21 protein-coding genes and 1 pseudogene are annotated in these 22,377 nt (G+C 67.9%); 12 read left to right on the forward strand and 10 right to left on the reverse strand.

Going from position 1 to position 22,377, the window contains the following annotated elements:
• Positions 1 to 59: 59 nt before the first annotated feature.
• The 4 genes from GIY56_RS15845 to GIY56_RS15860 all read right to left on the reverse strand — a co-directional run bounded on the left by GIY56_RS15845 (position 60) and on the right by GIY56_RS15860 (position 4,983).
• Positions 60 to 3,140, reverse strand: a complete 3,081-nt coding sequence (locus tag GIY56_RS15845) for an efflux RND transporter permease subunit (protein ID WP_154765838.1) — start codon at positions 3,138 to 3,140, stop codon at positions 60 to 62.
• Entirely contained in the window at positions 3,137 to 4,240 is a 1,104-nt protein-coding gene (locus GIY56_RS15850) for an efflux RND transporter periplasmic adaptor subunit (RefSeq protein WP_154765839.1), read from the reverse strand. Before GIY56_RS15850 ends, GIY56_RS15845 begins: the two co-directional genes overlap by 4 nt.
• A gap of 111 nt (positions 4,241 to 4,351) precedes the next feature.
• Complete coding sequence (locus GIY56_RS15855; protein ID WP_154765840.1) at positions 4,352 to 4,738, reverse strand: type II toxin-antitoxin system VapC family toxin; 387 nt, start codon at positions 4,736 to 4,738, stop codon at positions 4,352 to 4,354.
• Positions 4,735 to 4,983, reverse strand: a complete 249-nt coding sequence (locus tag GIY56_RS15860; protein WP_154765841.1) for a type II toxin-antitoxin system Phd/YefM family antitoxin — start codon at positions 4,981 to 4,983, stop codon at positions 4,735 to 4,737. Before GIY56_RS15860 ends, GIY56_RS15855 begins: the two co-directional genes overlap by 4 nt.
• Positions 4,984 to 5,148: 165 nt before the next feature.
• Between GIY56_RS15860 and GIY56_RS15865 the strand changes: the two genes are divergently transcribed.
• The 5 genes from GIY56_RS15865 to GIY56_RS18415 all read left to right on the forward strand — a co-directional run bounded on the left by GIY56_RS15865 (position 5,149) and on the right by GIY56_RS18415 (position 9,836).
• On the forward strand, positions 5,149 to 5,778 hold the full coding sequence (locus GIY56_RS15865) for a DsbA family protein (RefSeq protein ID WP_154765842.1): 630 nt from the start codon (positions 5,149 to 5,151) through the stop codon (positions 5,776 to 5,778).
• Between the two features lie 340 nt (positions 5,779 to 6,118).
• A complete protein-coding gene (locus GIY56_RS15870; RefSeq protein ID WP_154765843.1) occupies positions 6,119 to 7,111 on the forward strand; it encodes a glycosyltransferase family 2 protein in 993 nt (330 codons plus the stop codon).
• A 16-nt stretch (positions 7,112 to 7,127) separates the two neighbouring features.
• Positions 7,128 to 7,502, forward strand: a complete 375-nt coding sequence (locus GIY56_RS15875; RefSeq protein WP_154765844.1) for a GtrA family protein — start codon at positions 7,128 to 7,130, stop codon at positions 7,500 to 7,502.
• A 1-nt stretch (position 7,503) separates the two neighbouring features.
• A complete protein-coding gene (locus GIY56_RS15880) occupies positions 7,504 to 9,129 on the forward strand; it encodes a glycosyltransferase family 39 protein (RefSeq protein WP_154765845.1) in 1,626 nt (541 codons plus the stop codon).
• A 245-nt stretch (positions 9,130 to 9,374) separates the two neighbouring features.
• Positions 9,375 to 9,836 carry a nucleotidyltransferase family protein gene (locus tag GIY56_RS18415; protein WP_196053663.1) on the forward strand — a complete coding sequence of 154 codons (462 nt, stop codon included), beginning with the start codon at positions 9,375 to 9,377 and terminating at the stop codon, positions 9,834 to 9,836.
• Here GIY56_RS18415 and GIY56_RS15890 read toward each other — a convergent pair.
• The 5 genes from GIY56_RS15890 to GIY56_RS15910 form a co-directional block, all read right to left on the reverse strand.
• Entirely contained in the window at positions 9,770 to 10,555 is a 786-nt protein-coding gene (locus GIY56_RS15890) for a MetQ/NlpA family ABC transporter substrate-binding protein (protein WP_154765846.1), read from the reverse strand. The two genes, GIY56_RS18415 and GIY56_RS15890, sit on opposite strands and share 67 nt — an antisense overlap.
• 41 nt (positions 10,556 to 10,596) lie before the next feature.
• A complete protein-coding gene (locus GIY56_RS15895; RefSeq protein WP_154765847.1) occupies positions 10,597 to 11,271 on the reverse strand; it encodes a methionine ABC transporter permease in 675 nt (224 codons plus the stop codon).
• Positions 11,261 to 12,376 carry a methionine ABC transporter ATP-binding protein gene (locus GIY56_RS15900; protein WP_154765848.1) on the reverse strand — a complete coding sequence of 372 codons (1,116 nt, stop codon included), beginning with the start codon at positions 12,374 to 12,376 and terminating at the stop codon, positions 11,261 to 11,263. Before GIY56_RS15900 ends, GIY56_RS15895 begins: the two co-directional genes overlap by 11 nt.
• Positions 12,377 to 12,614: 238 nt before the next feature.
• The gene (locus GIY56_RS15905; RefSeq protein ID WP_154765849.1) at positions 12,615 to 12,896 is read right to left on the reverse strand and encodes a hypothetical protein; all 282 of its coding nucleotides are present in this window, start codon (positions 12,894 to 12,896) and stop codon (positions 12,615 to 12,617) included.
• A gap of 149 nt (positions 12,897 to 13,045) precedes the next feature.
• The gene (locus GIY56_RS15910) at positions 13,046 to 13,405 is read right to left on the reverse strand and encodes a hypothetical protein (protein WP_154765850.1); all 360 of its coding nucleotides are present in this window, start codon (positions 13,403 to 13,405) and stop codon (positions 13,046 to 13,048) included.
• Between the two features lie 148 nt (positions 13,406 to 13,553).
• On the opposite strand from GIY56_RS15910, the gene GIY56_RS15915 reads away from it, so the two are divergent.
• The 7 genes from GIY56_RS15915 (at position 13,554) to GIY56_RS15945 (ending at position 21,148) form a co-directional block, all read left to right on the forward strand.
• Positions 13,554 to 13,757 (forward strand): hypothetical protein, encoded by a 204-nt coding sequence (locus GIY56_RS15915; protein ID WP_154765851.1) that lies wholly within the window; start codon positions 13,554 to 13,556, stop codon positions 13,755 to 13,757.
• On the forward strand, positions 13,754 to 14,599 hold the full coding sequence (locus GIY56_RS15920; RefSeq protein WP_154765852.1) for a thioesterase domain-containing protein: 846 nt from the start codon (positions 13,754 to 13,756) through the stop codon (positions 14,597 to 14,599). Before GIY56_RS15915 ends, GIY56_RS15920 begins: the two co-directional genes overlap by 4 nt.
• A complete protein-coding gene (locus GIY56_RS15925) occupies positions 14,596 to 16,380 on the forward strand; it encodes an AMP-binding protein (RefSeq protein ID WP_154765853.1) in 1,785 nt (594 codons plus the stop codon). Before GIY56_RS15920 ends, GIY56_RS15925 begins: the two co-directional genes overlap by 4 nt.
• A 530-nt stretch (positions 16,381 to 16,910) precedes the next feature.
• Positions 16,911 to 17,762: a replication initiation protein gene (locus tag GIY56_RS15930; protein ID WP_154765854.1), complete on the forward strand. Its 852-nt coding sequence runs from the start codon at positions 16,911 to 16,913 to the stop codon at positions 17,760 to 17,762.
• Between the two features lie 48 nt (positions 17,763 to 17,810).
• Positions 17,811 to 18,437: a ParA family protein gene (locus tag GIY56_RS15935; RefSeq protein WP_154765855.1), complete on the forward strand. Its 627-nt coding sequence runs from the start codon at positions 17,811 to 17,813 to the stop codon at positions 18,435 to 18,437.
• Positions 18,438 to 18,499: 62 nt separating this feature from the next.
• The gene (locus tag GIY56_RS15940) at positions 18,500 to 18,775 is read left to right on the forward strand and encodes a hypothetical protein (protein WP_154765856.1); all 276 of its coding nucleotides are present in this window, start codon (positions 18,500 to 18,502) and stop codon (positions 18,773 to 18,775) included.
• A 795-nt stretch (positions 18,776 to 19,570) separates the two neighbouring features.
• The gene (locus tag GIY56_RS15945; RefSeq protein ID WP_154765857.1) at positions 19,571 to 21,148 is read left to right on the forward strand and encodes a calcium-binding protein; all 1,578 of its coding nucleotides are present in this window, start codon (positions 19,571 to 19,573) and stop codon (positions 21,146 to 21,148) included.
• 106 nt (positions 21,149 to 21,254) lie between these two features.
• Here the strand turns inward: GIY56_RS15945 and GIY56_RS15950 are convergent.
• Positions 21,255 to 22,377 (reverse strand): annotated as a pseudogene (locus tag GIY56_RS15950) (hypothetical protein); the annotation flags it as partial.

The raw sequence follows: 22,377 nt of genomic DNA on the forward strand, positions 1-22,377 counted from the left end.
ATTGGACTTCAAATATCCCGGGGGTCCGGGGGCTGGCCCCCGGCCAGCGCGGGACGCAATCATTCCGCCGCCACCGGCACAGCCTCCGCCTCGGGCTTGCGCCGCAGCCCCTCGATCAGCACATAGATCACCGGGGTGATCAGCAGCGTCAGGATGAAGGCCAGCGACAGCCCGCCCACGATCACCGCGCCGATGGCCCGGCGGCTTTCGGCCCCCGCCCCGGTGGCGACGGCCAGGGGCACCGCGCCCAGGATCGTGGCGATGGTGGTCATCATCACCGGACGCAGGCGCGTCACGGCGCCCTCGCGCGCGGCCAGGGCCAGGGGCTTGCCTTCCTCGCGCAGCTGGTTGGCGAATTCCACGATCAGGATGCCGTTCTTGGCCATGATGCCGATCAGCAGGATCATCCCCACCTGGGAAAAGATGTTGACCGTCCCCCCGGTGATCAGCAGCGTCAGCGCCGCCCCCGCCAAGCCCAGGGGCACCGTCAGCATGATCGTCAAGGGCGTGCGGAAGCTTTCGAATTGCGCGGCCAGCACCAGAAAGACGATCACCAGCGACATGGCGAAGACCGTGGCGATGCCGCCCGCGCTTTCCAGGTAATCCTTGGCCTGCCCGTCCCAGGCCAGCACCGCGCCCGCGGGCAGATCCGCCGCGGCCGCCTCGACCGCGGCCATCGCACCGGCCAGATCCGTGCCGGGGGCGATGTCGGCCTCCATCCCAACCGAGATCAGCCGGTCGTACCGGTTGACGGCGGGCGCGGTGGCCCCCGTCTGGATGCTGGCGAAGGCCGACAAGGGGATCAGGTCGCCCCGGTCGTTGCGCAGGAACACCCCCAGCATGTCGCCCACGGAATCGCGGTCGGCGGGCGAGGCTTGCAGGATCACCGGATATTGCCGCCCGTCGCTGGTGTATTCGCCGACCTCGCGCGATGCGAACAGCACCTGCAGGGTCTGGGCGATGGTCTCGGCCGACAGGCCCAGATCCTGGGCGCGGGTGCGGTCGATCGACAGGCTGGCGCCGGGCTGGTTCGCCGAATAGCCCACCTCGACCGAGGCGAGGCGCGGGTCGGTTTCCAGCCGGGCGGCCAGGTCGTTCGCCCATTCGGCGGTGCGCGCCATGTCCGGCCCGCCCAGCATCCAGGCGATGTTGCCCTGGCCGCTGGACAGGCCAAGGCCGCCCGCGGCGCGGATAAAGGTCTCGGCCCCGGTGATGCGGGACAGCTGCGGGCGCAGGGTGGCGATGACCTGGTCCACGCTGGTGTCGCGGTCCTTCCAGGGGGCCAGGTTCACGAACAGCAGCGACCGGCGCAACTCGCCCCAGGTGCCGACGATGGTGGTCACGTTGGTGACGCTGCCGTTCGCGCGCCGCGGCTCCAGCAGCGCCTCGACCTGACGGGTGGCCGCATCCGTATAGGCCAGGTTCGACCCTTGCGGCGCGCTCACGGTGATGCGGATCTGGCCGCGATCCTCGTCCGGGGTCAGTTCCCGGGGCAGGTGGCCGTAGACGGCGAAGGCGCCTGCCATCAGAAAGGCGGTCACGGCCAGGATCGGCACCGGCCGGGCGATCAGCCGGTCCAGCACCGCGCCATAGGCCCGTTCCAGCGCGCCGATCACCCGGTTCACGCTGCGGGTCAGCCAGTTCGGCCGTTCCTCGCGCGGCATGATGCGGGCGGCCAGGACCGGCGACAGGGTCAGGGCAACCACGGCCGACACCGCCACCGCCACGGCCAGCACGATGCCGAATTCGGCGAACAGCTTGCCGATCTCGCCTTCCATGAAGCTGACGGGGACAAAGACCGCGATCAGCACGGCGGTGGTGGCGATCACGGCGAAGCTGACCTGGGCGGACCCGTCGCGGGCGGCCTGCAGGCGCGACTTGCCCATGGCGCGGTGGCGCTGGATGTTTTCCAGGACCACGATGGCGTCGTCCACCACCAGGCCAATGGCCAGGATCAGCGCGAACAGCGTCAGGATGTTGATGGAAAATCCCAAGGCCAGCATCGCCAGGCCCGCGCCCAGGGCGGATACCGGGATGGTCACGACCGGGATCATCGACAGCCGCAGGGATCCCAGGAACAGAAAGATCACCGCGATCACCAGGCCCACGGCCTCGGCAAAGACCTTCATCACCTGCGCGATCGAGCTTTCGATGAACACGGCCTCGTCGGCGGTGATGTCCAGGCGCATTCCGGGGGGCAGGGTCGGGCGGATCCGGTCCAGTTCCGCCCGGACCGCGTCCGAGATGGCCACCGTGTTGGCCTGGGCCTGCGGCTGGACGCCCAGACCCAGCGAGATCACCCCGTTGGCCCGAAAGATCGACTCGCGCTGTTCGGGACCTTCCTCGATGCGCGCCACGTCGCCAAGGCGCAGGGGGCGGCCGGTGCCATCTTCGCCGCCATCCCGGATCACCACCTGGCGGAAGGTGTCGGCGCTGGAAAAGCGCGTCCGGGCCAGCACCTGCAACTGCCGGGCGCCGGTCTCGATCTCTCCGGCGGGCAGTTCGATGTTGTTGGCTTCCAGGGCCGCGATGATGTCGCTTGTGGTGACGGCCTGGGCGGCCATGCGCGACTGGTCCAGCCAGATGCGCATGGCGGGCGACCGCGCGCCAAAGGTCGCGGTGTTGGCGACGCCGGGCAGGCGGGCCAGCCGGTCCACCAGGAAGCGGTCGGCGTAATCGGACAGCTGCAAGGGCGTCATGGCGGGGCTGGACAGCGACAAGCGCAGCACCGGGTCGCCTTCGCTGTCGTTCTTGTCCACGCGGGGCTGGTCGGCCTCCTCGGGCAGTTGGTTCACCACCCGGTCCACGGCGTTCCTGACATCATTGGCGGCGTCGTCGATGTCGCGCCCGGAATCGAAGGTCAGGACCGTGCGCATCCGCCCGCGTTCGGATTCCGTTTCCATCGCGGTGACGCCGCTGACGCCCGCCAGCGCGCCCTCGATCACCGAGGCGACCTGGCTGTCCACCACGTCGGGGGCCGCGCCCGTGTAATCCACGCGGACGGTGACCTCGGCGGCCTCGACCTGGGGCAGTTCGCGCACGGGCAGGCGCGACATGGCCACCGCGCCGATCAGCACGATCAGCAGGTTCAGGACCGTGGCCATCACCGGGCGGCGCAGGGACAGGTCGGGCAGGCTCATCCCCCGCCCCCCGACGGGGCGGCTGCCTCGACGCGCCGTTCGGGGGCCACGGCTTCGATGGGCGTGCCGTCGGACAGGCGGTGCAGGTTCGTCACGATCACCCGGGCGGAGGGGGCGAGGCCCGAGACGACCTCGACCAGCCCGTCCTGCTGCTGGCCGGTGACGATCTCCACGGGGCGCGCTGTGCCGCCGTCCGCGACCATGACCAGGGTCCGGTCGCCTTCGACCGTCAGCGCGTTTTCCGGAACCGCCGGACGCTGGCGTTCGTCCAGCACCAGCCGCACCTGCAGGAACATGCCGCCGGCCAGCGCGCGGTCGTTGTTGGGGATTTCGGCGCGGAGCGCCAGGCTGCGGGTCGCGGCATCGACGCGGCTGTCGATGCGGCTGATGGCGCCCCGGAAGGTCCGACCCGGCCAGGCGGCGGATGCCAGGTCGACCCGCTGGCCGCGTTCCAGCCGCGGCAGCAGGGTTTCCGGCACGCTGAAATCGACGGCGATCACCGACAGGTCGTCCAGGGTGGCGATGGGGGTCGCGGTGTCGATCACCTGGCCCTCGACCAGGTCGGTCAGGCCGATGATGCCCGCGAAGGGGGCGCGCAGGCTGCGGTCCTCCAGGACCACCCCGGCGCGGTCGCGCTCGGCCTCGGCGCGTAGCAGCGCGGCGCGGGCGGTCTGGTAGGCCGCGTCCGAGGCGCTGCCGGACCGGTTCAGGCTTTGCTGGCGGTCAAAGGCCGCCTGCGCCTCGGCCAGGGTGGCATCGGCCGCCTTCAGGTCGGCCTGCTCGGCGCGGTCGTCCAGTTCCAGCAGCACCGCGCCCGCCTCGACCCGGTCGCCGGGTTCAAAGGCGATGCGGGTGACGCGGCCGCCCGATTCCGCCAGCAGGTCCACGGCCTGCCGCGCGCGGGCGGTGCCCACGGCGGTGACGGCATCGGCAAAGGTGACAAGCGGGGGCACGATGGTCTCGACCCGCAGGGGGGCGGCGGCACCCTGGGCCACGGGGACCGGTTCGGATGCGGCCAGCAGCCGTTCGGTCAGCCACAGCCCGCCCATGCCCGCGGCCCCGATCACGACCAGTCCCAGGACGGCCCTCACCGCGCGCATGACTGCTCCTTCCAAGATGGGCTGATTTCAGAACAACCGATCACGCCGAAAGGGACAACCGATATCGACATGGTCCCGGACATGTGAAGTTTGCAAGAAACCGTCGCGGCGTCACACGGCCCGGATCGGGCCGGGATAGGCTTTGATGCGGGCGTCAGAGGTCAGAAGCATCATCCCCTCGGCCAGGGCCTGCGCGATCAGGATGCGGTCGAAGGGATCGGCATGGATGCCAGGCATTCCCGAAAGACCCAGGCAATGGCGCCCGGCGATCGGCAGTTCCGCGTAGCCGTTGGCCAGAAGCCCCGCGCGCAGCACGCCCGGATCGACGCGGAAATCCGGACGGTCCAGCGCGCGCTTGATCGCCACCTCCCAGATGGAAGCTGCCGAGAACCACAGGCTGTTGCCCGGATCCGCGATCATCGTCGCGGCATCCCGGGACAACCGGTCGGGCCGGAATGCCGACCATAGCAGCAGATGCGTGTCCAGAAGCAGGTTCATGCGGCGGGGTCGTTGCCGCCCTCGAACAGGGCGCGGATTTCCTCGGTCCCCATGTCGTCGAAATAATCGGGGATATCCGCCTGCCCTGCGAGGAAGCCCAGGCGGCGCGGGGTTTCCCCTTCGATCATCGTGACCTTGACCAGGGGCTTTCCTGCCCGCGCGATCACGAAGGGTTCGCCCCGTGCAGCGTCCTCGACCAGCCGGGACAGGTGGGTCTTGGCCTCGTGGATGTTGACGGTCTTCATGGGCAGGCTCCGGTTGGTTCATTGAACTTAGTCCAACTCGCGCGGATCTGCAACGTAGGGGTAAGGTTCCACCCCCACCCTACGGGATCGTGACCAGGGGACGCGTTCCGTCGGGCCGTGTCTGCGGCTTAGCTGGTCCCGTCCCCATCCGAAAGGTCCCTGCCCATGATCCCCCGCCGCCTTGTCCTGTCCGCCGCCGCCACCTGCGGGATCAGTGCCGCCCTGCCCGCCGGGGGCGCCGGCCGCCCCAACCCCATGCCCGAGGACCTGCGCGCCGCCCTGGAACGCGACCCGACCGCGCCGGTCCTGGGCAATCCCGGGGGCGACATCACGCTGTCGGTGTTCTTCGACTACAACTGCCCCCATTGCCGCAAGATGGTGGGGCCGATCGGGGCGCTGATCGCGTCCGACCCCAGGCTGCGGGTCGTTTATCGCGAATGGCCGGTCTTCGGCGAAGGATCGGATTTCGCCGCGCGCGCGTCCCTGGCCTCGCTGGACACCGGCAGATACTGGCAATTCCACACGGCCCTGATGGCCATGCAGGACCGCGCGGCGGAGACCAGCGTGATGCGCGTGGCCCGCCGGCTGGGCCTGGACGAGGCCGCCCTGCGCCGGGTCATGGCAGCGGAACGCGTGGAGCGCCACATCCGGCTGTCCTTCCAGCTGGCCGAGCATATGGGCCTGATGGGCACCCCCACCTTCATCGCGGGCGACGAGGCGGTCTTCGGCGAACAAGGCCGCGCCGACCTGGCGGCCCTTGTGGCGCGCGGGCGCCGCACCCTGGGCCTGGCCTGAGGCGCGGATTTCCCCGGGGGGCCGGGGAATAACCCCGGGCCTTCGCCGCGTCGAGGATCTCCGCGATGCGGTCCTTGGTCATGGCCGCTTGCACGGCCGTGTCTGCTTTTTGAAAGCCTCTCGGCAGTTTTGCGCCGTCGTTGGCCGGCAATAGGCAATCAGGAGGCAGCGCGCCCTGCTTGGCGGGTCCTGAACCCATGAAACGCTATGCATCACGGGCAGTCCGGGTTAAGAAATCCTGACCGAACGCGCCCGAACAGCTTCAGGCCTGGTCGGCGCAGTCATGATTGCCCCTGTCTTCAGGTCCAGAGAGGGTGATGTGTCAGGTTTTTCCCAGTCGATGCAGCGACTGTCCATCGTGGTCCCTGTTCTGAACGAAGAAGAGGCGATCGGGATTTTCCTGCAGAGGATCGTGCAGGTCATTCGCAAGATCGAGGATCTGGACTACGAGATCATCTTCGTCGATGACGGCTCGTCCGACGACACGAGCCGCATCGTGCACAAGGCCCACGCCGAAAACCCCGCGATATGCCTTGTGCGTCTCAGCCGGAACTTCGGCAAGGAAGCCGCCCTGACCGCCGGGCTGGAGGCTGCCAGCGGCGATGCCGTGGTCCCGATGGATGTCGATCTGCAGGACCCGCCCGAGCTTGTCGCGGAGTTCGTTCGCCTGTGGCGCGACGGCTATGACGTGGTTTATGGCCAGCGCATCGACCGCGCCTCGGATACGGGGGCGAAAAGCGGCTCGGCGGGGCTGTTCTATTCCCTGTTCAATCGCCTGTCCTCGTTGAGGATCGAACCCAATGTCGGGGATTTCCGGCTGATGAGCCGGCCCGCCCTCGAGGCGACCCTGCAGTTGCGCGAGCGCAACCGCTTCATGAAGGGAATATTCGCCTGGGTCGGCTTCCGAAGCATCGGTGTTCCCTATTCTCGTCCGGCACGGGCCGCGGGCACCACCAAGTTCAACTACTGGAAGCTGTGGAATTTCGCGCTGGACGGGCTGACCAGCTTTTCCACGGTTCCCCTTCGGGTCTGGACCTATGTCGGAAGCGTGGTCGCGGTGATATCGCTTCTGTATACCGTGATGATCGTCCTGCAGACGCTTCTGTTCGGCCGCGACGTGCCCGGTTACGCGTCGCTGATGGCGGTGGTGCTGATGCTGGGGGCGGTGCAGCTGATTTCGCTGGGGATCATCGGCGAATATCTTGGCCGGCTTTACATCGAATCCAAGCAGCGCCCCATCTATCTGGTGCGCGAGCAGGTCGGCATTCACGGCCAGGTGCAGGCGCCCCATTCCCTTCCGGCAATCTCCGCGGCCGTCAAGGCGGGCGAATGACAGGAAACCGCGTTCCATGACCGAGATAATGCGCTTCGGCATTGTCGGGCTTGTTGCGACGGCGGTGCATTTCGCGATCCTGACCCTGGGCGTCGAACATCTGTCGATTCCCGCCACCCCCGCCAATGGCCTGGCCTTTCTTTGCGCGCTGTCGATCACCTATCTGGGCCAGTCGCTGTGGGTGTTTCACGAACGCAGCCGGCACGGTCCCGCCCAGATGATGCGCTTTGCCGTGTCCCTGGCCATCGGGTTGCTGGCCAACATGGCGGCAATGGCGGCGTGCGTGCATGTCCTGGGTCTTGGCTATCGGGCGGGCTTCGTGCTGGGCCTGGTCGTGGTGCCGGCGCTAAGCTTCGTGATCAATCGGTTCTGGGTGTTCAGGAATGTCTGAGATGACCAACCTGCAGGAACGGCAAGCATACGCAAACGCGCAAGGCCTGCTGTGGCCCGTGGCGCTGGTCATGGCCGCTGCCTTGCTGATCCGGTTTCATGGTCTTGGCGCCCCGTCCTTCTGGCTGGACGAGGCATACAGCGCCTGGTTTTCGGCGCGCGACTGGACCTATCTGTGGACCGAGGTTCCGCAGTTCGAGACCCATCCCTCCTTTTACTATTCGCTGCTGAAACTGTGGCGCGTGTTCGGCACCGACGAATTCACCCTGCGGATACCCTCGGTCCTGTTCAATGTCGCGACGATCCCGCTGGTGGCCTTGTCGGCGCGGCTGTGCAGCGACCGTCGGACGGGACGGTCCGCCGCGATCCTGGCGGCAATCCTGTTCGCCGGCTCGGCAACCCAGGTCTATGCCGCGCAGGAGGCCCGGCCCTATGCGTTGATGACCCTTGCCATGGCGGTGGCCTTGACCTCGGCCCTTGCCGTGATGACGGCGCGGGCGCGGGCCGGCGCGCCGATGCACCGGCTTCTGGCGCGCGACCGGAAGATGGCGCTGGCCTTCGCGGGGATCGGCATCGGCATCGCGCTTCTGGCCTGGAGCCACAATTTCGGGCCTGTCTTCGGACTGATCCTGGGCGCCTGCCTTTTCGCCTGGTGGCTGTCCGAGGGCGCGCCGCGCGGGCTGCTGGTCAACCTGCTGCTTTCGGCGGGGCTTGCGGCGCTGCTTTACGCGCCGAACATTCCGATCCTGCTGATGCAGACCCGGTCCCTGGGCGCGGAAGGCTTCTGGCTGGAGCCTCCCGGACCGAGGGCCGTGGCCTCGGCCATCCTGGAACTGCCGCTTGGTCATTCCCGCTCCGAGGGGGCGGTCATCCTGCTGTTTGCGGCGCTGTCGTCCCTGGTGGCGCTGTCCGGGCTGGCAGGCATGATGTCGCAGAAAGAGCGCCCGCCGCTGGCCGTGCCGGTCACGCTGGTGGTCCTGGCGACCGTGCCGGCCATCCTGTCCTTCGCGGGAAGCCACATGGGGCAACCGATCTTCCTGTTCCGGACCTTCCAGGCCTCGCAGTTGCCGGTGCTGATCAGCCTGGCCTTCGCTCCGCTGGCCCTCAGGCCCCTGCTGCCGGCCCGGTGGCGCTGGACCGCGCCTGCCGTGCCCCTGCTGCTGGCAGCCACGGCACTCTGGTCTGCCCCGCCCGGAAAGCCGCGCTGGAGCGACGAGAACTGGCGCGACTTCACGCGGAGGATGGCAGAAGCCCCGGTGCCCGCGAAGCTGGTGGTGTATCCGGCCGAGGCCGAGATGCCGCTTCTCTACTACGGGGATCGCCTGGGCCTTCCGCTGGACATCGCGGCGGTGCCCGGCCATTACCCGGTGCGGGGCGCGGAGTACAGCTATCCGGCGGGCGGCGGCGGTTCGCCGGGCATGACCCCCGGGATCCTGTCCGGGACCATGGCCAACCTTGCCGGTGACGCGCGGGTCTGGATCGTGACCCGGGGCCTCGACACCTATGATCCGGCCGGGCTTTTCATGACGCGGATGCAGCGGGAATTTCCCTGCCTTCTGGATGACACCATGCCACGGATAGAACTCCGCAGCCGCGTTTCGCCTGACGGAAGCTGTCCAGGTTCCTGAAAGGCCTCTCGGTCAAGGGGCCGGCAAAGCTGCGGGACCGCGGTCCGTGCCGGATCATCCCATGCCCGGACATGCCCCCTGCCGCCCGTGATGCGGGCAGGCTGCATACAGGCTCATCGGAAAACCCGGCGATGCCCCAAGCGGCAGGGGAAAAACGGGGCGTGCCATCTTTTCCCCGGTCTGCGGCATCGGTTCTTTGCCCCGTGGATCGCCTGCATTGACCGCAAGAGACGATTGCCATGCCCTTGCGGACCCCTTCCCAAGCCCTGGAACAAGGGCGCGACCTGATCCGCGACCTTGCGGCACGTCACCACACGGCCAATCCCCGCCTGTTCGGGTCCGTCCTGACCGGCCAGGACCGCGAGAACAGCGACCCGGACCTGCTGGTGGAACCGTTGGCCCGAACCACGCTGAATGGTCAGCCGGGCGGGATCAGGAAACGCGATCAGCGTTTCCCCGCACGCGACGCGACATCGCCACCAGAGACGATGTCATCCCATGACCACGAGAGGCCAGCGCCCGCCTGGAGGGCGGGGCGGGCGCCGGCCGGGCCTTTGAGGCCCGGCGGTTCGGGAAGGATGGGGCGCGACGTGGCGAAGGCGATGGCCTTCGCCAGTCCGGGCAGCAGTCTGTTGCCGCCCTACCAGCTGGTCAGCACCGAGCCTTCGTATTTCTCGTCGATGAAGGCCTTCACGGCGGGGCTGTGATAGGCCTCGACCAGCTTCCTGGCCCAGTCCTGGTTTTCATCCCCTTTCCGCACCACGATGATGTTCACGTAAGGGCTGTCGGCCTTTTCGGTGGCGATGGTGTCCTCATTGGGGTTCAGCCCCGCCGCCAGGGCGTAGTTGGTGTTGATGATCGACGCATCCGTGTCGGCCAGCGACCGGGGCAGTTGGGCGGCGTCCAGTTCCAGGAATTCCAGACCTTTCGGGTTTTCCGTGATGTCGAGCGGCGTGGGCACCAGGCCCGTGCCTTCCTCCAGCGTCAGCAGCCCCAGATCCTGCAGGATCAGCAGCGCGCGGCCGCCGTTGGTGGGGTCGTTGGGGATGCCGATCCTGGCCCCGTCCGGCAGGGCGTCGAGGCTTTCCAGCGTGTCGGAATAGATGCCCATCGGCGTGGTGATGGTGGTGCCGATTTCCACCAGGTCGAAGCCCCGATCCTTGATCTGGTTTTCCAGATAAGGGCGGTGCTGGAAGCTGTTGGCCTGGATGTCGCCGTCGGCCAGCGCGGTGTTGGGGATCACGTAGTCGGAAAACTCGACCACCTCGATGTTCAGGCCCATGGGTTCGGCGACGCGGGCGACCTCCTCCATGATCTCGGCATGTTCGCCGGGGGACACGCCGACGGTGATGTCCTCGGCCCAGGCGGCGGGGGCCATGGCGGCGGACAGGGCCAGGGCGGAAGCGAAAGCGGCAAGACGCGGCATCGGATATATCCTTTCTTCTGCGATGAAATCCGGGGGGAAACTCAGCGGCCCCGGTTGCGGGGCGCGCGCTTGTCGAAGCGGGCGGCGATGCGTTCGCCCAGGGACTGCACCAGCTGCACCAGCACGATCAGGACCACGACCACGGCGGCCATCACCTCGGGCATGAAACGTTGATAGCCATAGCGGATCCCGAGGTCGCCCAGGCCTTCGCCGCCGACCGCGCCGACCATGGCGGAATAGCCGATCAGGCTGACCACGGCCAGCGTCAGGCCCAGGGCGATGCCGGGCCGCGCCTCGGCCAGCAGCACCTTGGCGATGATCTGGAAGGGCGTGGCGCCCATGGCGCGGGCGGCCTCGATCAGGCCCGCATCGACCTCGCGGATGGCGTTTTCGACCAGGCGGGCGATGAAGGGGATCGCGGCCAGCGTCAGCGGCACGATGGCGGCATTGGTGCCGATGGACGTGCCGACGATGGCGCGGGTCAGCGGGATGATCGCCACCACCAGGATGATGAAGGGCACCGAGCGCGTGGCGTTCACCACCAGCCCCAGCACCTTGTTCGCCCAAGGCGCCGACAGCAGCTCGCCCCGTTGCGATGTCGCCAGGAACACCCCCAGCGGCAGGCCGAAGGCGGTGCCCAGGATGGTGGAGGCCGCGACCATGTAGAGCGTCTGCAGCGTGGCTTCCCACAGAAGCGGGATCAGGTCAGCGGACATGGCCCAGCACCTCGGTCAGAAGCCCGTGTCGTTCCAGATAGGCCCGCGCCTCGGGTCCCCGGTCCGCATCGACCGAGATCAGCAGGTTGCCGAAGGGATGGGGTCCCACCTCCTCGATGGCGCCGGCCAGGATGTTCGAGGCGATGCCCTTCTCGACCGCCAGCCTGGACAGCATCGGGTCGGTGGCGTGGGTTCCGGCGAAGGTCACGCGGATCACCTCCTCGGACGGGCCGTCGGGGCGGGCGGGCAACAGCCGCCCGGCGATGAAGGCGGGCAGCGTCAGCCCGGTCACGCCGCCCAGAAAGGACCGCGTGGTCGGATGCCGGGGCCGCGTGAAGATGTCGTAGGTCGGGCCGCTTTCCACGATCCGGCCCGCTTCGATCACCGCCATGTGGCTGGCGATGTCGCGGACCACGGCCATCTCGTGGGTGATGAGCAGGATCGTCAGGCCCAGGTCGCGGTTGATGTCGGCCAGCAGCCGCAGCACCGTTTGCGTGGTTTCCGGGTCCAGCGCCGAGGTCGCCTCGTCCGACAGCAGCACCCTGGGGCTTGTGGCCAGGGCGCGCGCGATGCCCACGCGCTGCTTCTGCCCGCCCGACAGCTCTGCCGGATAGCGCCCGGCCAGGCCGTCGAGGCCCACGCGGGCGATCAGGTCGGCCGTGCGGGCGCGGATGGCCCCCGCAGGCTCTCCCGCGATTTCCAGCGGCAGGGCGATGTTGCCGGCGACCGTGCGCGAGGACAGCAAGTTGAAATGCTGGAAGATCATGCCCACCTCGCGCCGGATGGCCCGCAGCGCCGCGCCTTGCGCGCGCCCCACGTCCCGGCCCGCCACGGTGACGGTGCCGCTTGTCGGGCGTTCCAGCCCGTTCACCATCCGCAGCAACGTCGATTTGCCCGCGCCCGACCGGCCGATGATGCCGCAGATCGCGCCGGGTTCCACGGCCAGCGTTACGTCGGCAAGCGCATGAACGCGCGTGCCGCCCGGCCCGTCGAAGGCCTTGCCGACCCCCGCGAAGCCGATGGCCGCCCCTGCGGCGGCCTTGTCTTTCGCCGCATCCGCGGGGACATTAGCTTTCGCCGCATCCGCGGCGGGATTGCCGGTCATCCGTTTCGTCCTTGCGGCCCATCCGCCCCTGGCCGGGTTGCCCCAATCGGGGGCGGGACGCAAGGTCGGTCATGAACGGCATGGCGTTCCGCCCCCGGACGACGCCCTGGCGGCCTGTCCAGGCCCTGTCCGAAAACAGCCGCGCCCTTGCTGGCGTCCAGCGCGACCCGATGCGGATGCATCCCCGGACGATCGTCGGAAACGGGCCTTGGGCAGCGGCCTGCCGCCCTTGCCTGTTTCAGCGTGGTCCGAAAGGCGGCATGGCATTCTTCGGCGGCATCATGCCGCGGTCGTCATCCGCGAGGTGCCGGCGCTTCATGCCCGTGGGCTGGCCAGGCTTGCGGCGGCGCGCCGGCAAAAGCCCCATCAGGCCGCGAACCGCCATTCCCCCCAGCAACCCCGTCCAGCCGCCACCCGCATAGCCCAGGACGATCTGCCAGAAGGGCGCATCCCGCAACCACAGGATGATCGTTGCCGTGAAGGATCCGGCCAGGATCAGGGCCAGCGCCACGATGACCATGGCAGGACCGGGTCCTGCCGGAGGCAGGGAACGGTCCTCCGGCTGAAAGCGTGGTCCTTGCGCGGGAGCGGCCATACCCGGGGCACCTCGTGACTGAGACTTGTCCATGACCATCAAACCCTCTTTGAGCGAAGCCGCAATCTAAATTTTCAACCCCCGGGTGCGATGGTTCGACCCGACATGCCGTCCGACGGCCCCTTGGCTGGCAACGCGACCGGAAGCTTTCCCGCCCGCACCTGGACCAGCGGACCCGGCAGCTGCACGAGACCGCCCGGCACGACGGCCAGGTCAGCCGCCTGATGCTCTGCCGCCCGGCAGCAGCAGGCGCGTGTCCATCGGATCCTCCGGGTCAGGAAGGGCGGCAAGGAAGCCGGGCCATCAAGTTGAAAGATTGTCTTTTTCGTCATGAAAAACGGATTTTCGGGAATCCGTCCAAGGCGGGCGCCCGCCGCCGCAGGAACGGCACCCGGTTCGACCATGCCGTTCGTATCTTCCTGAATTTCAGGCATTTATCGGTTCAGGACCGGCGGGGAAAGCCGTGGGATCGCCAAGGGTCCCGTGGCCCGGCAAGGGCGCCTTGTCCTCCGCAAGCCCCGGGCGGCCATGTGGACCCCGACGGATCCAATCCCGATCGTGGCGTGTTCGTGAGGGTGTGATATGCTTGCCGGTGCCTGGGGGTGGGTTGGCCAAGGTTCTTCTTCGGATGCCTTTCCATCTGCTTCCTGCATTGATCTGGCGGGCGGCAAGGGTGTTGAATTCGGTTCGTCAGGGGCGATCATCATGATCGACGCGTTCAAGGGTGAGGGTTTCGCATCCCGCGGCCACGGGACCGTGCCGGCCCATCCGGGGATGGCCGCATGAATGGCGGTCCGGCAAGGCGCCTGCCGGCCACGCTGGTGCGGCTGACGGGTCCCGGGCAGGCAGGCTCGCTCGTGTTCATGCCCGACATGGGCGGCAGCGTGTTCTATGCCCGTGCCCTCGTGCAGGAGATCGGCGGCCTGGCGGGCTGCCTGGGGACCCGCCTCGACCCGGCCCTGTCCGCCGACCTGGGCCGCCTGACCGTTCCAGAACTGGGGCGCCGCCTGGCCCAGGACATCGCCCGGGCCGGCCTGCCGCAGCCGCTTCACCTTGGCGGATTTTCCTTCGCGGGTTATGTGGCCTTCGAGGCCGCGCGCCACCTGGATGCCCTTGGCCTGCAGGTCGAGACCTTGTGGCTGTTCGATTCGGAGGTGCTGCGCAAGGTGCCCGGCTTCAGGCGCTGGCACGCGCCCCTGGCCGAGACGCGCCGCGCCCTGGGCTTCACCCGCCGCAACTGGCGGGTCATGCTGGGCGGACGGCCCCACCCCGAGGTCCTGCACGCCTACGAGGAAGTGCCGATGTATCTTTGGGAGCATCCCGAAGGGTGCCGCGAGATCATCCGCGGGCTTTACCGCGCCTCGACCGAATACCGCCCCGAACCCTGGCCCGATCCCCGGCTTCTGGGCCGGACCGTCGTGCTTCGGGGCGTGCTGGAAAGGCGCCATCGCGGCTTTCCCGACGACCTCGGCTGGCGGCAGCTGATCCCGCGCTGCGATGTGGTGGATGTCGGCGGCAAGCACCTGGGCATGATGACCGACCCGGGCGCCGTGTCGCAGGTGGCGGCGGCGATGCGGGAGGGGCTGGCCGCGGGGATCGGGAACACCATGGGGAGGACCAGCGCATGACCACGCTTCACCCGATCGGAACCGGCGGCCACGACCGCCTGCGCCGGCAGATCGAGGATCACCTGTCCGCCGGGGGCGGCGCGCCCCTGGCGGTCCTGCCGGGCGGCGTCCTTGGCCGGGACGAGGCCCGGCGGGAAACCGACCGCCTTCTGGCGCGGTTCCGGGCCGAAGGGATCGGGCCGGGCGACCGGGTGGCGCTGTTCTGCGGCGATGAGCGGCGGCTGATCCTGCTGGTGGCGGCGGCGCTGCGGGCGGGGATCGCCTTCGTGGTGGGCGACCCCCAGAGCAGCCGGGGCGAGGCCGAAAGCCTTGTGGCGGTGTGCCGTCCCGCGGCGGTCCTTACCGATGTCGCGGAACTGGCCGGGATGGGATTCGAGCAGTCGCAGCCGGGCCTGCGCGTGCTGCGCGCGGACGCCTGGGACGGGCAGGCTGTGGAAGACGCGGCGCCCCGGGCCGGCGGCGGGTCCGGCCATCCCGAGACCGCCATGCTGATCTTCACCTCGGGCACCACCTCCTCGGCCAAGGCGGTCGAGATCGGCTATGACAATCTGCTGGCGCAGCTCGACATCTTCGCGAAAGCCTATGGCTTCGGCCCGGGGATCAGGCTTCTCAACCTTCTCCCCCTTCATCATACCGACGGGCTGACCCGGGGACCGATCTCGGCGCTGTGGTTCGGCGGCACGCTGGTCCGGCCCTTCCCGTTCTCGGTGCAGGCCGTGCCACGGCTGCTCGACCGGGTGGCCGCGGACGCGGTGACCCACCTGATCGCCGTTCCCGCGATGCTGCGGATCATCGAGCGCGTCGGGCGCGACCGCAAGGACGCCTTTCGCGGCCCGGACTTCCGGTTCGTGCTGTGCAGCGCGGATTACCTCGACGCGGGCCTGTGGAGCCGCTTCGAGGAAGGGTTCGGCGTGCCGGTGGCCAATGCCTACGGGCTGAGCGAGGTCGTCTGCGACGCGCTGTTCGCCGGGCCGGGGGACGACACGCGGATCATCGGCAGCATCGGCCGCCCGGTCGGCGTGACGGCCGAGATCGTCGACGAGCACGGCGCCCCCGTTGCCCCGGGCGAGACCGGGGAGCTGGTGCTGAAGGGTCCCACGGTGATGCGGGGCTATTTCGGCGCGCCCGGGCTGACGGCCGAGGTGCTCAGGGACGGCGCCTTCCGCACGGGCGACCTGGTGCGCGCGCGCCCCGACGGCATCCACGAGTTCGTCGGGCGGCGCAAGACGGCGATCGTCTCGGCCGGGGTGACCATCCATCCCGAGGGCGTCACGGCGGTGCTGTCCACCATGCCGGGACTGGCCGAGGCCTATGCCTTCGGCCAGCCCGACCCCGACCGCGGCGAGCGGCTGGTCGCCGCGGTCGCGCCCGCGCCGGGCGGGGACCTCACAGTGGAGCAGGTCTGGGCCTTCTGCCGCGCGCATCTGTCGCCCGAGCGCGTGCCCGCCGAGATCCGCATCCTCGACAGGCTGCCCCGGACCGCCTCGGGCAAGGTGATCCGGTCCGAGCTGATCGGTGCCGCCGCCGCCCCGGCTGCGGTGCAGGTCCCGCCGGCCAGCGTCTATGAGGTCGCGGCCCGCTGCCTGCGGCTGAAGCCGGAAACGCTGTCCCGGGACTCGTCGCCCTTCAACACGCCAGGCTGGGACTCGCTCATGCACCTGACGCTGATGACCGAGATCGAGACAGCCTTCGGCATCAGCTTCTCGGCTGACGAGGTCATGGACTTCGTCAGCCTGGGGGATGCCGAGGACATCGTGGCCAGGATGCGCGCGCCGGAGTGAAGGCGCTGGCCGAGTCCGGATCGCGCAAGCCGACAAGGCCGGGCTGTCGGGCTTGGCCCCTTCCAGGGCGCAACCGGCCATTCAGACGCCCTGATCTATCTCTAAAGCCCTGGCTCATCAGCCGCGCCATTCTTCGCGGTGACCCCGGCGAGAGCCACGGATCCTGACATGCGGGATGCCGTGCGGAAAGGTCGGTTCTTTGCCCAGGCTCGATGAGAAACCAGCTGTGGATAACAAGTTTCTTTATTTTTTATTTCTTCCTTTTTAGGGAAAATAAGCCATTGAATATGATGGGAAATACCGCGCGAAAGTGACTTTTGGGGCGAGGTTTCGTGACTTTTGGGGCGAGGTTCGGTGACTTTTGGGGCGAGGTTCGGTGACTTTTGGGGCGAGGTTGCCGGTCCCGCCCCGTGCCTTGGGTGACTTTTGGGGCGAGGTCAGGCGATCTTGGTCCGATGGCGCGCATTCTTCTTCCAAATCCGCGCGACTTGGCCCTATTGTGACCGCGCAGGCAGCACGGGTCACACTGGATGCGGGACGAACCTCGCCCCAAAAGTCATGATAGCAACGGCGGCACGCTGAACGCCTTCCAGCGGCGCGGCGAGGTCATCAAGCCTGCGGAACTGATCGAGGTGCGCGGCGGCGAGAAGATCACGCTTGCGGCGCGCAGGATCTACAATCAGCTGCTGTCCAATGCCTTCGGTCCCGAAATGGCCGCGGAAGGGCAGGAATACAGGATCCCCTTTTCCGAGCTTCGCGGCAATCACACGTCGAACGACCGCGTCACCGAAGCCATCCTCAGCCTCATGCAGACGGTGGTGCGCGTGCGCATGTCCGACGGCTCGACCCGCAACGTCCATCTTCTCGGGCCGACGGACATCGCGAAGTTCGGCCCGGGGATTGCCACCATGCTGACCTACGAGCTGCATCCCAAGCTGCTGCCGATCCTGCGCGACAGCCAGATCTTCGCCCGCCTCGAGATGCAGATCCTTCACGGGTTCGCGACCAAGTACGGCATGGCCCTTTACGAGATGATCGCCAAGCGGATCGGCCTGAAACACGTCTTCTACAACGACTTCGAGACAGAGGAACTGCGCGATTACCTGGGCGTTCCGCAGGGCAAGCTGGTTCCCTTCGCGGCCCTGCGCCGCAAGGCGATCGAGCCTGCCGTTGCAGAGGTCAATGCCCTGGCCCCCTTTTCCTGCCGGGTCGATGTGATCGAGAAGCAGGGCCGGAAGGTCACCATGCTCAGGGTGGCGTGGTGGCTCAAGACGGTCGAGGAACAGAAAGCCCAATGGCAGGAGCAGAAGGGCCAGCAGGGCGACCTGTTTCCCCCTGCCCTGCCCGCGGCCTTCATGGAAGACATCGACGAACAGGTTTGAAATCACGGCTGCACAGGTGATACTGTGCACAAATGCAAAAGGGCATTGATGCACATCATCACGATTGCAATGCAGAAGGGCGGGGTCGGCAAGTCCACCCTTGCCCGTTCCCTGGCCGTTGCCGCGGCCCGTGACGGGCTGGCGGTCCTGATCCTGGACATGGACGCGCAGCAGAGCGCAAGCCAGTGGGGCGAGCGCCGCGAGGCCGACATGCCGGTTGTGGTGTTCTCGACGGAGAACGATCTGCCGAAGCGGCTGGAGCAGGCCAGGGGTGCGGCCGGCCTGGTCATCATCGACACGCCCCCCGCCCGATCGACCGAGGCCCCGGCCGCCGTCGAGGTTGCCGACCTGGTGCTGATCCCGACGACGCCGGATGTCGAGTCCCTGGAGCAGATGCCGCGCACCCTGCGCCTGTGCCGCGGCTTCGGGCGCCCCGTCTGGGCCGTGATCAACATGGCCAACCCGACCGGCCCGGCCGAGGTGGCGCAGACTCGCGAGGTGATCAGGGCCATGGGCGCGCAAGCCGCTCCGGTTGTCCTGCACCGGCGCAAGGCACATCGGGACGCCAGCGCGTCGGGATTGTCGGTGCAAGAGATGGACGGCGCCAGCAAGGCTGCCGATGAGGTCACGGATCTGTGGGCCTGGATCCGCGCCGAGATGCAAATCCGCCATTGAGCGGACGTGATGGACTGCAGGCGTGCACATGTGCAACCCTTCAAAAGAACAGAGGTGCAGGAATGAAGAAGCCGAACCCGCTTCTGGCGGCGATGGGAAAAGGCGCGGAACCCAGGCAGGCCGAGGCCGGAAAGCCTGACCCGGTTGTGCCGGAAAGGGTCGCGGGCAAGCGATCGGCGCAAAAGCACCTGGGCGCCTATTTCGACAAGGGCGACCCGCTTCTCGAACGGGTGGCGATCCTGCGCGCGCGCCTGGACATGACGAATTCCGAGTTGATCGAGCACGCGCTTGACGAGCTGTGGAAACGTCATGAGGCGGGCAGGGCATTCGGGGATTGACGCAAGGGTACGGCCTTGCATCTGTGCACAAGTGCACCTCTGCATTTCGGCAGGAACGCAAGAAGAAGACTGCAGCCTTCCAGGATGCCACTGCCGCATGGCCTGGCCTGGCCTGCAAGCGGCCTGGGGCGGATGGACCTGCAGCAGCCGCGCCGGGAATTGTCGCACGATCAAGAAGACCCATCGCTGGCCGGCACCTGGATCTGGGTATCAGTTCCCGGGCAGCAGCCAGGTTCCCGGCTCATCAGGTTTCAGATCCAGGCAGGGTCGCCGACGGGTGGGTCGCTCTCGGAACGCGACCGCCGCCGGGGTGTGGCGGGCGAGATCTTCAAGGGGAAAGATCGACGGCGCCACGGCCGGGTTGGGCGGGTCCTGGCGGGGCAATCGACGCCTGCCGCCGCGGGGCATGGGGCGCGGTCCCTGCACGCTGCCCGCCGTGGGGCACCCCAACGTCCAGATCGAACCCGGCACGCGGGCCGACACCCTGAAAACCGGCAGATCGTCCTGGACGATCACGGCCTGTCGCCGGGAACCGGGATTGCGATCCTGGTTTCCGGCCCGGGCGCGACCCCGGTGAACGAGGTCAGGCGTTGGGGCGAAGGGCGGCCGAAGTCGTCCTTATCGAACTGGCGCACCGGCGGTCGCGCGGCCGTCCTAGACGACGCGAAAGGCCTTCCCACCCCTTCCCGGTTTGGCCCCCCCGAGGGTCCTGCGGGCCTTGTGCAGCAGGGGCATCGTGTCATCATTCCCGTGGCTGCTGATTCTCAGCGTATCCTCGGGGGAGGGGTGACGGGCATGGCCATCGATTACAGAAAAGGCACGAATCTTGCCGACTTCCTGACAGGCTCGCGCGACCGCGACCTCATCCTGGGTCTTGGCGGCAACGACAGCCTGCTGGGCGACGGGGACGTGCAGCGCGGAGACGGCGATAAGGCCGATCTGCAGGGCGCCGCGGACGCGCTGTTCGGGGGGCAGGGCGACGACTGGATCTGGGGCGACGGCCGTGTTGTCGCGGGCGAATACAACGCCATGTCCATCATCAACGGCGGCCATGACCTTTTGCAGGGCGAAGCCGGGAACGACACCCTGTATGGCGACGGCACGGCCGAGACCGGGGCCTATGCGGGCACCACCGGCATCCGCGGCGGGCGTGACCTGCTTCATGCAGGCCTGGGCGACGATGCGCTGTTCGGCGACGGCTTTGTGACGGGGGGTGCCCTCATTCGGGATGCCTGGATCGAGGGCGGGGCCGATACGCTGCTTGCCGGGGAGGGCAATGACATCCTTTACGGGGACGGCCTTGTCGCGGCAGGCAGATGCACCCTCATCGGGGGCGCAGACCTCCTGGACGGCGGCAAGGGCCGGGACAGCCTGTACGGGGACGGCATCGTCAATCCAAGCATCTATACCAGCGGAGAAATGGCGGGCGGCAGCGACACCATGCAGGGTGGCGCAGGCGATGACGAGCTTCATGGCGACGGGGGGATCTCGACCTTCAGGGCCTCCGCCAGGCTTACCGGCGGGAACGACAGGATGTGGGGAGGGGACGGCCACGACCTCTTGAGTGGCGACGGCTGGGGCTATGGCGCATTCGTCGATATCACCGGAGGCGATGATCATCTCGATGCCGGAACCGGCAACGACACGATCCTGGGGGACGGAAACGCCGGCGCTGCGCCCGGCTCCAGCCAGGGCAGTGCTAGCCTGACGGGCGGCCAGGACACCATCATCGCGGGGACCGGTGCGGATTCCGTGATGGGCGACGGGATCAGCGCCACCAATGGCTATTCCACCCTTGTCGGCGGATCGGATCACATCGACGGGGGCAGCGGGAACGACACCCTTCATGGCGACGGAAGTACCGTCGCGTTGAGTGTGAATTCGCTTGCCGGAGGAGATGACACGATCCTGGGGGGCGGCGGCAACGACATGATCTACGGCGACGGGACGGTCGAGAGCGGCTATTGGGCCGGGACCCGGAACGATTTGACCGGCGGGGATGACAGGATCACCGGTGGCCGGGGCGATGACGTTCTGTGGGGCGACGGCGCAGGCATTGCCGACACGGTGGCGATCATCACCGGAGGCGCGGACAGCTTCGTCTTCGGGAAAGGCAGTGGGCGCGACCGGATCATGGACTTCCGCAGCGGCGACGGCGACGCCATCCGCCTTGCGGTCCCGGGGCTGACCTGGTCCGACCTCGACACCAACCGCAACGGAAGACTGGACGACGGCGACCGCTTCATCTCGCTGGTCGATGGCGACACGCGCATCGACCATGGCGCGGCATCCCGGACGGACGACCCGGGCAAGGACGTGGTGGTCGTGGCCGATGTTACGGATCTGACCGCCTCGGATGTCCTGTTCGTCTGACCTTGGGACGAAGCCCCGAACGGCCTTTGCAGATGCGGGATGGCGGACGAAAGACGCCGGGCGCTGAAGCACCCGGCGTCTTTTGGCAACGTGATGGGACCGCCGATCAGAACAGGAAGTCCGACGCATCCAGCTGATGGACGCCGTTCAGCACGATGCTGACCTCGATGTCCTTGTCGCCGTCCAGATTGGCCTGGACATGGGTCTTGTTGTTGGCCGCATCGGCATAAACGCCCAGGTCGCCCGCGGCGCTCAGCCATTTCGAGCCGACAAGCTTGAAGTCCTGCAAGCCCGACAGGCCCGTGTTGGCATCCATGCCGCTCAGGTCGATCCTGTCGCCCTCGTTCCAGTCGGTGATGCCGTCCCAAAGACCCGCCTGCGCGAAGACGAAGGTATCGTTGCCGGCACCGCCGCTCAGAGTGTCCTGGCCGCCGCCCGCGTTCAGCACGTCATGGCCCGCGGTGCCCTGCAGCACGTCGTTGCCGTTGGTGCCCTGGATGGTCTTGCCGGTCACGGGTGTTCCCGGCGTGCCGGTGCCCAGCAGGAAGTTGGACGCATCCAGCTTGTGGACGCCGTTCAGCACGATGTTGATCTCGAGGTCCTTGTCGTTGTCCAGGTTGGCCTGGACATAGGTCCTGTTGTTCGCCGCATCGGTATAGACGCCCAGGTCGCCCACGGCGCTCAGCCATTTCGAGCCGACAAAGGTGAAGCCCTGGGTGCCGGACAGGCCCGTATTGGCGTCGATGCCGCTCAGGTCGATCTTGTCGTCGCTTGCCCAGTCGGTGATGTTGTCCCAAAGGCCCGCTTGCTTGAAGACAAAGGTATCCGCGCCCCCGCCGCCGCGCAGGGTGTCCTGCCCGCCGCTGCTGTTCAGCACGTCGTTGCTGGAGGTGCCCTGCAGCACGTCGTTGCCGTTGGTGTCGTAGACGGTCTTCCCGGTCACGGTTATCCCCGACGTATCGGTGCCGTTGCTGGAGCCGGTGCCGGTTCCGGCCCCGGTGCCCGCGTTGTCCAGGTTCGCCAGCTCCTTGAACACGGAATAGGCCGGACGCAGGTTTCCGCTGGCATCGCGCAGGCCGAAGCCCGGCTCGTAGCTGGAGTCCTGGTACGAGAACCACATGATCGGTCCCGCCCAGGCGTTGTCCTGGGCCAGATCGACCGCCTCGCGCAGCATCTGCGCCGCGTCCGCCGCGCTGACGGTGACGCCGCCGCCGGTGGTCTTGGCGCCG

This window comes from Paracoccus lichenicola (assembly GCF_009708075.1).
In the GTDB taxonomy this organism is placed as follows: domain Bacteria; phylum Pseudomonadota; class Alphaproteobacteria; order Rhodobacterales; family Rhodobacteraceae; genus Paracoccus; species Paracoccus lichenicola.

Bases quoted from the DNA above. Each gene is read 5' to 3' on its own strand.
- GIY56_RS15910 (WP_154765850.1), bottom strand. From the start codon at position 13,405: ATGCCTGAAATTCAGGAAGATACGAACGGCATGGTCGAACCGGGTGCC.
- GIY56_RS15890 (WP_154765846.1), bottom strand. From the start codon at position 10,555: ATGCCGCGTCTTGCCGCTTTCGCTTCCGCCCTGGCCCTGTCCGCCGCC.
- GIY56_RS15925 (WP_154765853.1), top strand. From the start codon at position 14,596: ATGACCACGCTTCACCCGATCGGAACCGGCGGCCACGACCGCCTGCGC.
- GIY56_RS15935 (WP_154765855.1), top strand. From the start codon at position 17,811: ATGCACATCATCACGATTGCAATGCAGAAGGGCGGGGTCGGCAAGTCC.
- GIY56_RS15855 (WP_154765840.1), bottom strand. From the start codon at position 4,738: ATGAACCTGCTTCTGGACACGCATCTGCTGCTATGGTCGGCATTCCGG.
- GIY56_RS15895 (WP_154765847.1), bottom strand. From the start codon at position 11,271: ATGTCCGCTGACCTGATCCCGCTTCTGTGGGAAGCCACGCTGCAGACG.
- GIY56_RS15920 (WP_154765852.1), top strand. From the start codon at position 13,754: ATGAATGGCGGTCCGGCAAGGCGCCTGCCGGCCACGCTGGTGCGGCTG.
- GIY56_RS15915 (WP_154765851.1), top strand. From the start codon at position 13,554: ATGCTTGCCGGTGCCTGGGGGTGGGTTGGCCAAGGTTCTTCTTCGGAT.
- GIY56_RS15865 (WP_154765842.1), top strand. From the start codon at position 5,149: ATGATCCCCCGCCGCCTTGTCCTGTCCGCCGCCGCCACCTGCGGGATC.
- GIY56_RS15930 (WP_154765854.1), top strand. From the start codon at position 16,911: ATGCGGGACGAACCTCGCCCCAAAAGTCATGATAGCAACGGCGGCACG.
- GIY56_RS15940 (WP_154765856.1), top strand. From the start codon at position 18,500: ATGAAGAAGCCGAACCCGCTTCTGGCGGCGATGGGAAAAGGCGCGGAA.
- GIY56_RS15880 (WP_154765845.1), top strand. From the start codon at position 7,504: ATGACCAACCTGCAGGAACGGCAAGCATACGCAAACGCGCAAGGCCTG.
- GIY56_RS15875 (WP_154765844.1), top strand. From the start codon at position 7,128: ATGACCGAGATAATGCGCTTCGGCATTGTCGGGCTTGTTGCGACGGCG.
- GIY56_RS15900 (WP_154765848.1), bottom strand. From the start codon at position 12,376: ATGACCGGCAATCCCGCCGCGGATGCGGCGAAAGCTAATGTCCCCGCG.
- GIY56_RS15845 (WP_154765838.1), bottom strand. From the start codon at position 3,140: ATGAGCCTGCCCGACCTGTCCCTGCGCCGCCCGGTGATGGCCACGGTC.
- GIY56_RS15945 (WP_154765857.1), top strand. From the start codon at position 19,571: ATGGCCATCGATTACAGAAAAGGCACGAATCTTGCCGACTTCCTGACA.
- GIY56_RS15850 (WP_154765839.1), bottom strand. From the start codon at position 4,240: ATGCGCGCGGTGAGGGCCGTCCTGGGACTGGTCGTGATCGGGGCCGCG.
- GIY56_RS15870 (WP_154765843.1), top strand. From the start codon at position 6,119: ATGCAGCGACTGTCCATCGTGGTCCCTGTTCTGAACGAAGAAGAGGCG.
- GIY56_RS15905 (WP_154765849.1), bottom strand. From the start codon at position 12,896: ATGGTCATCGTGGCGCTGGCCCTGATCCTGGCCGGATCCTTCACGGCA.
- GIY56_RS15860 (WP_154765841.1), bottom strand. From the start codon at position 4,983: ATGAAGACCGTCAACATCCACGAGGCCAAGACCCACCTGTCCCGGCTG.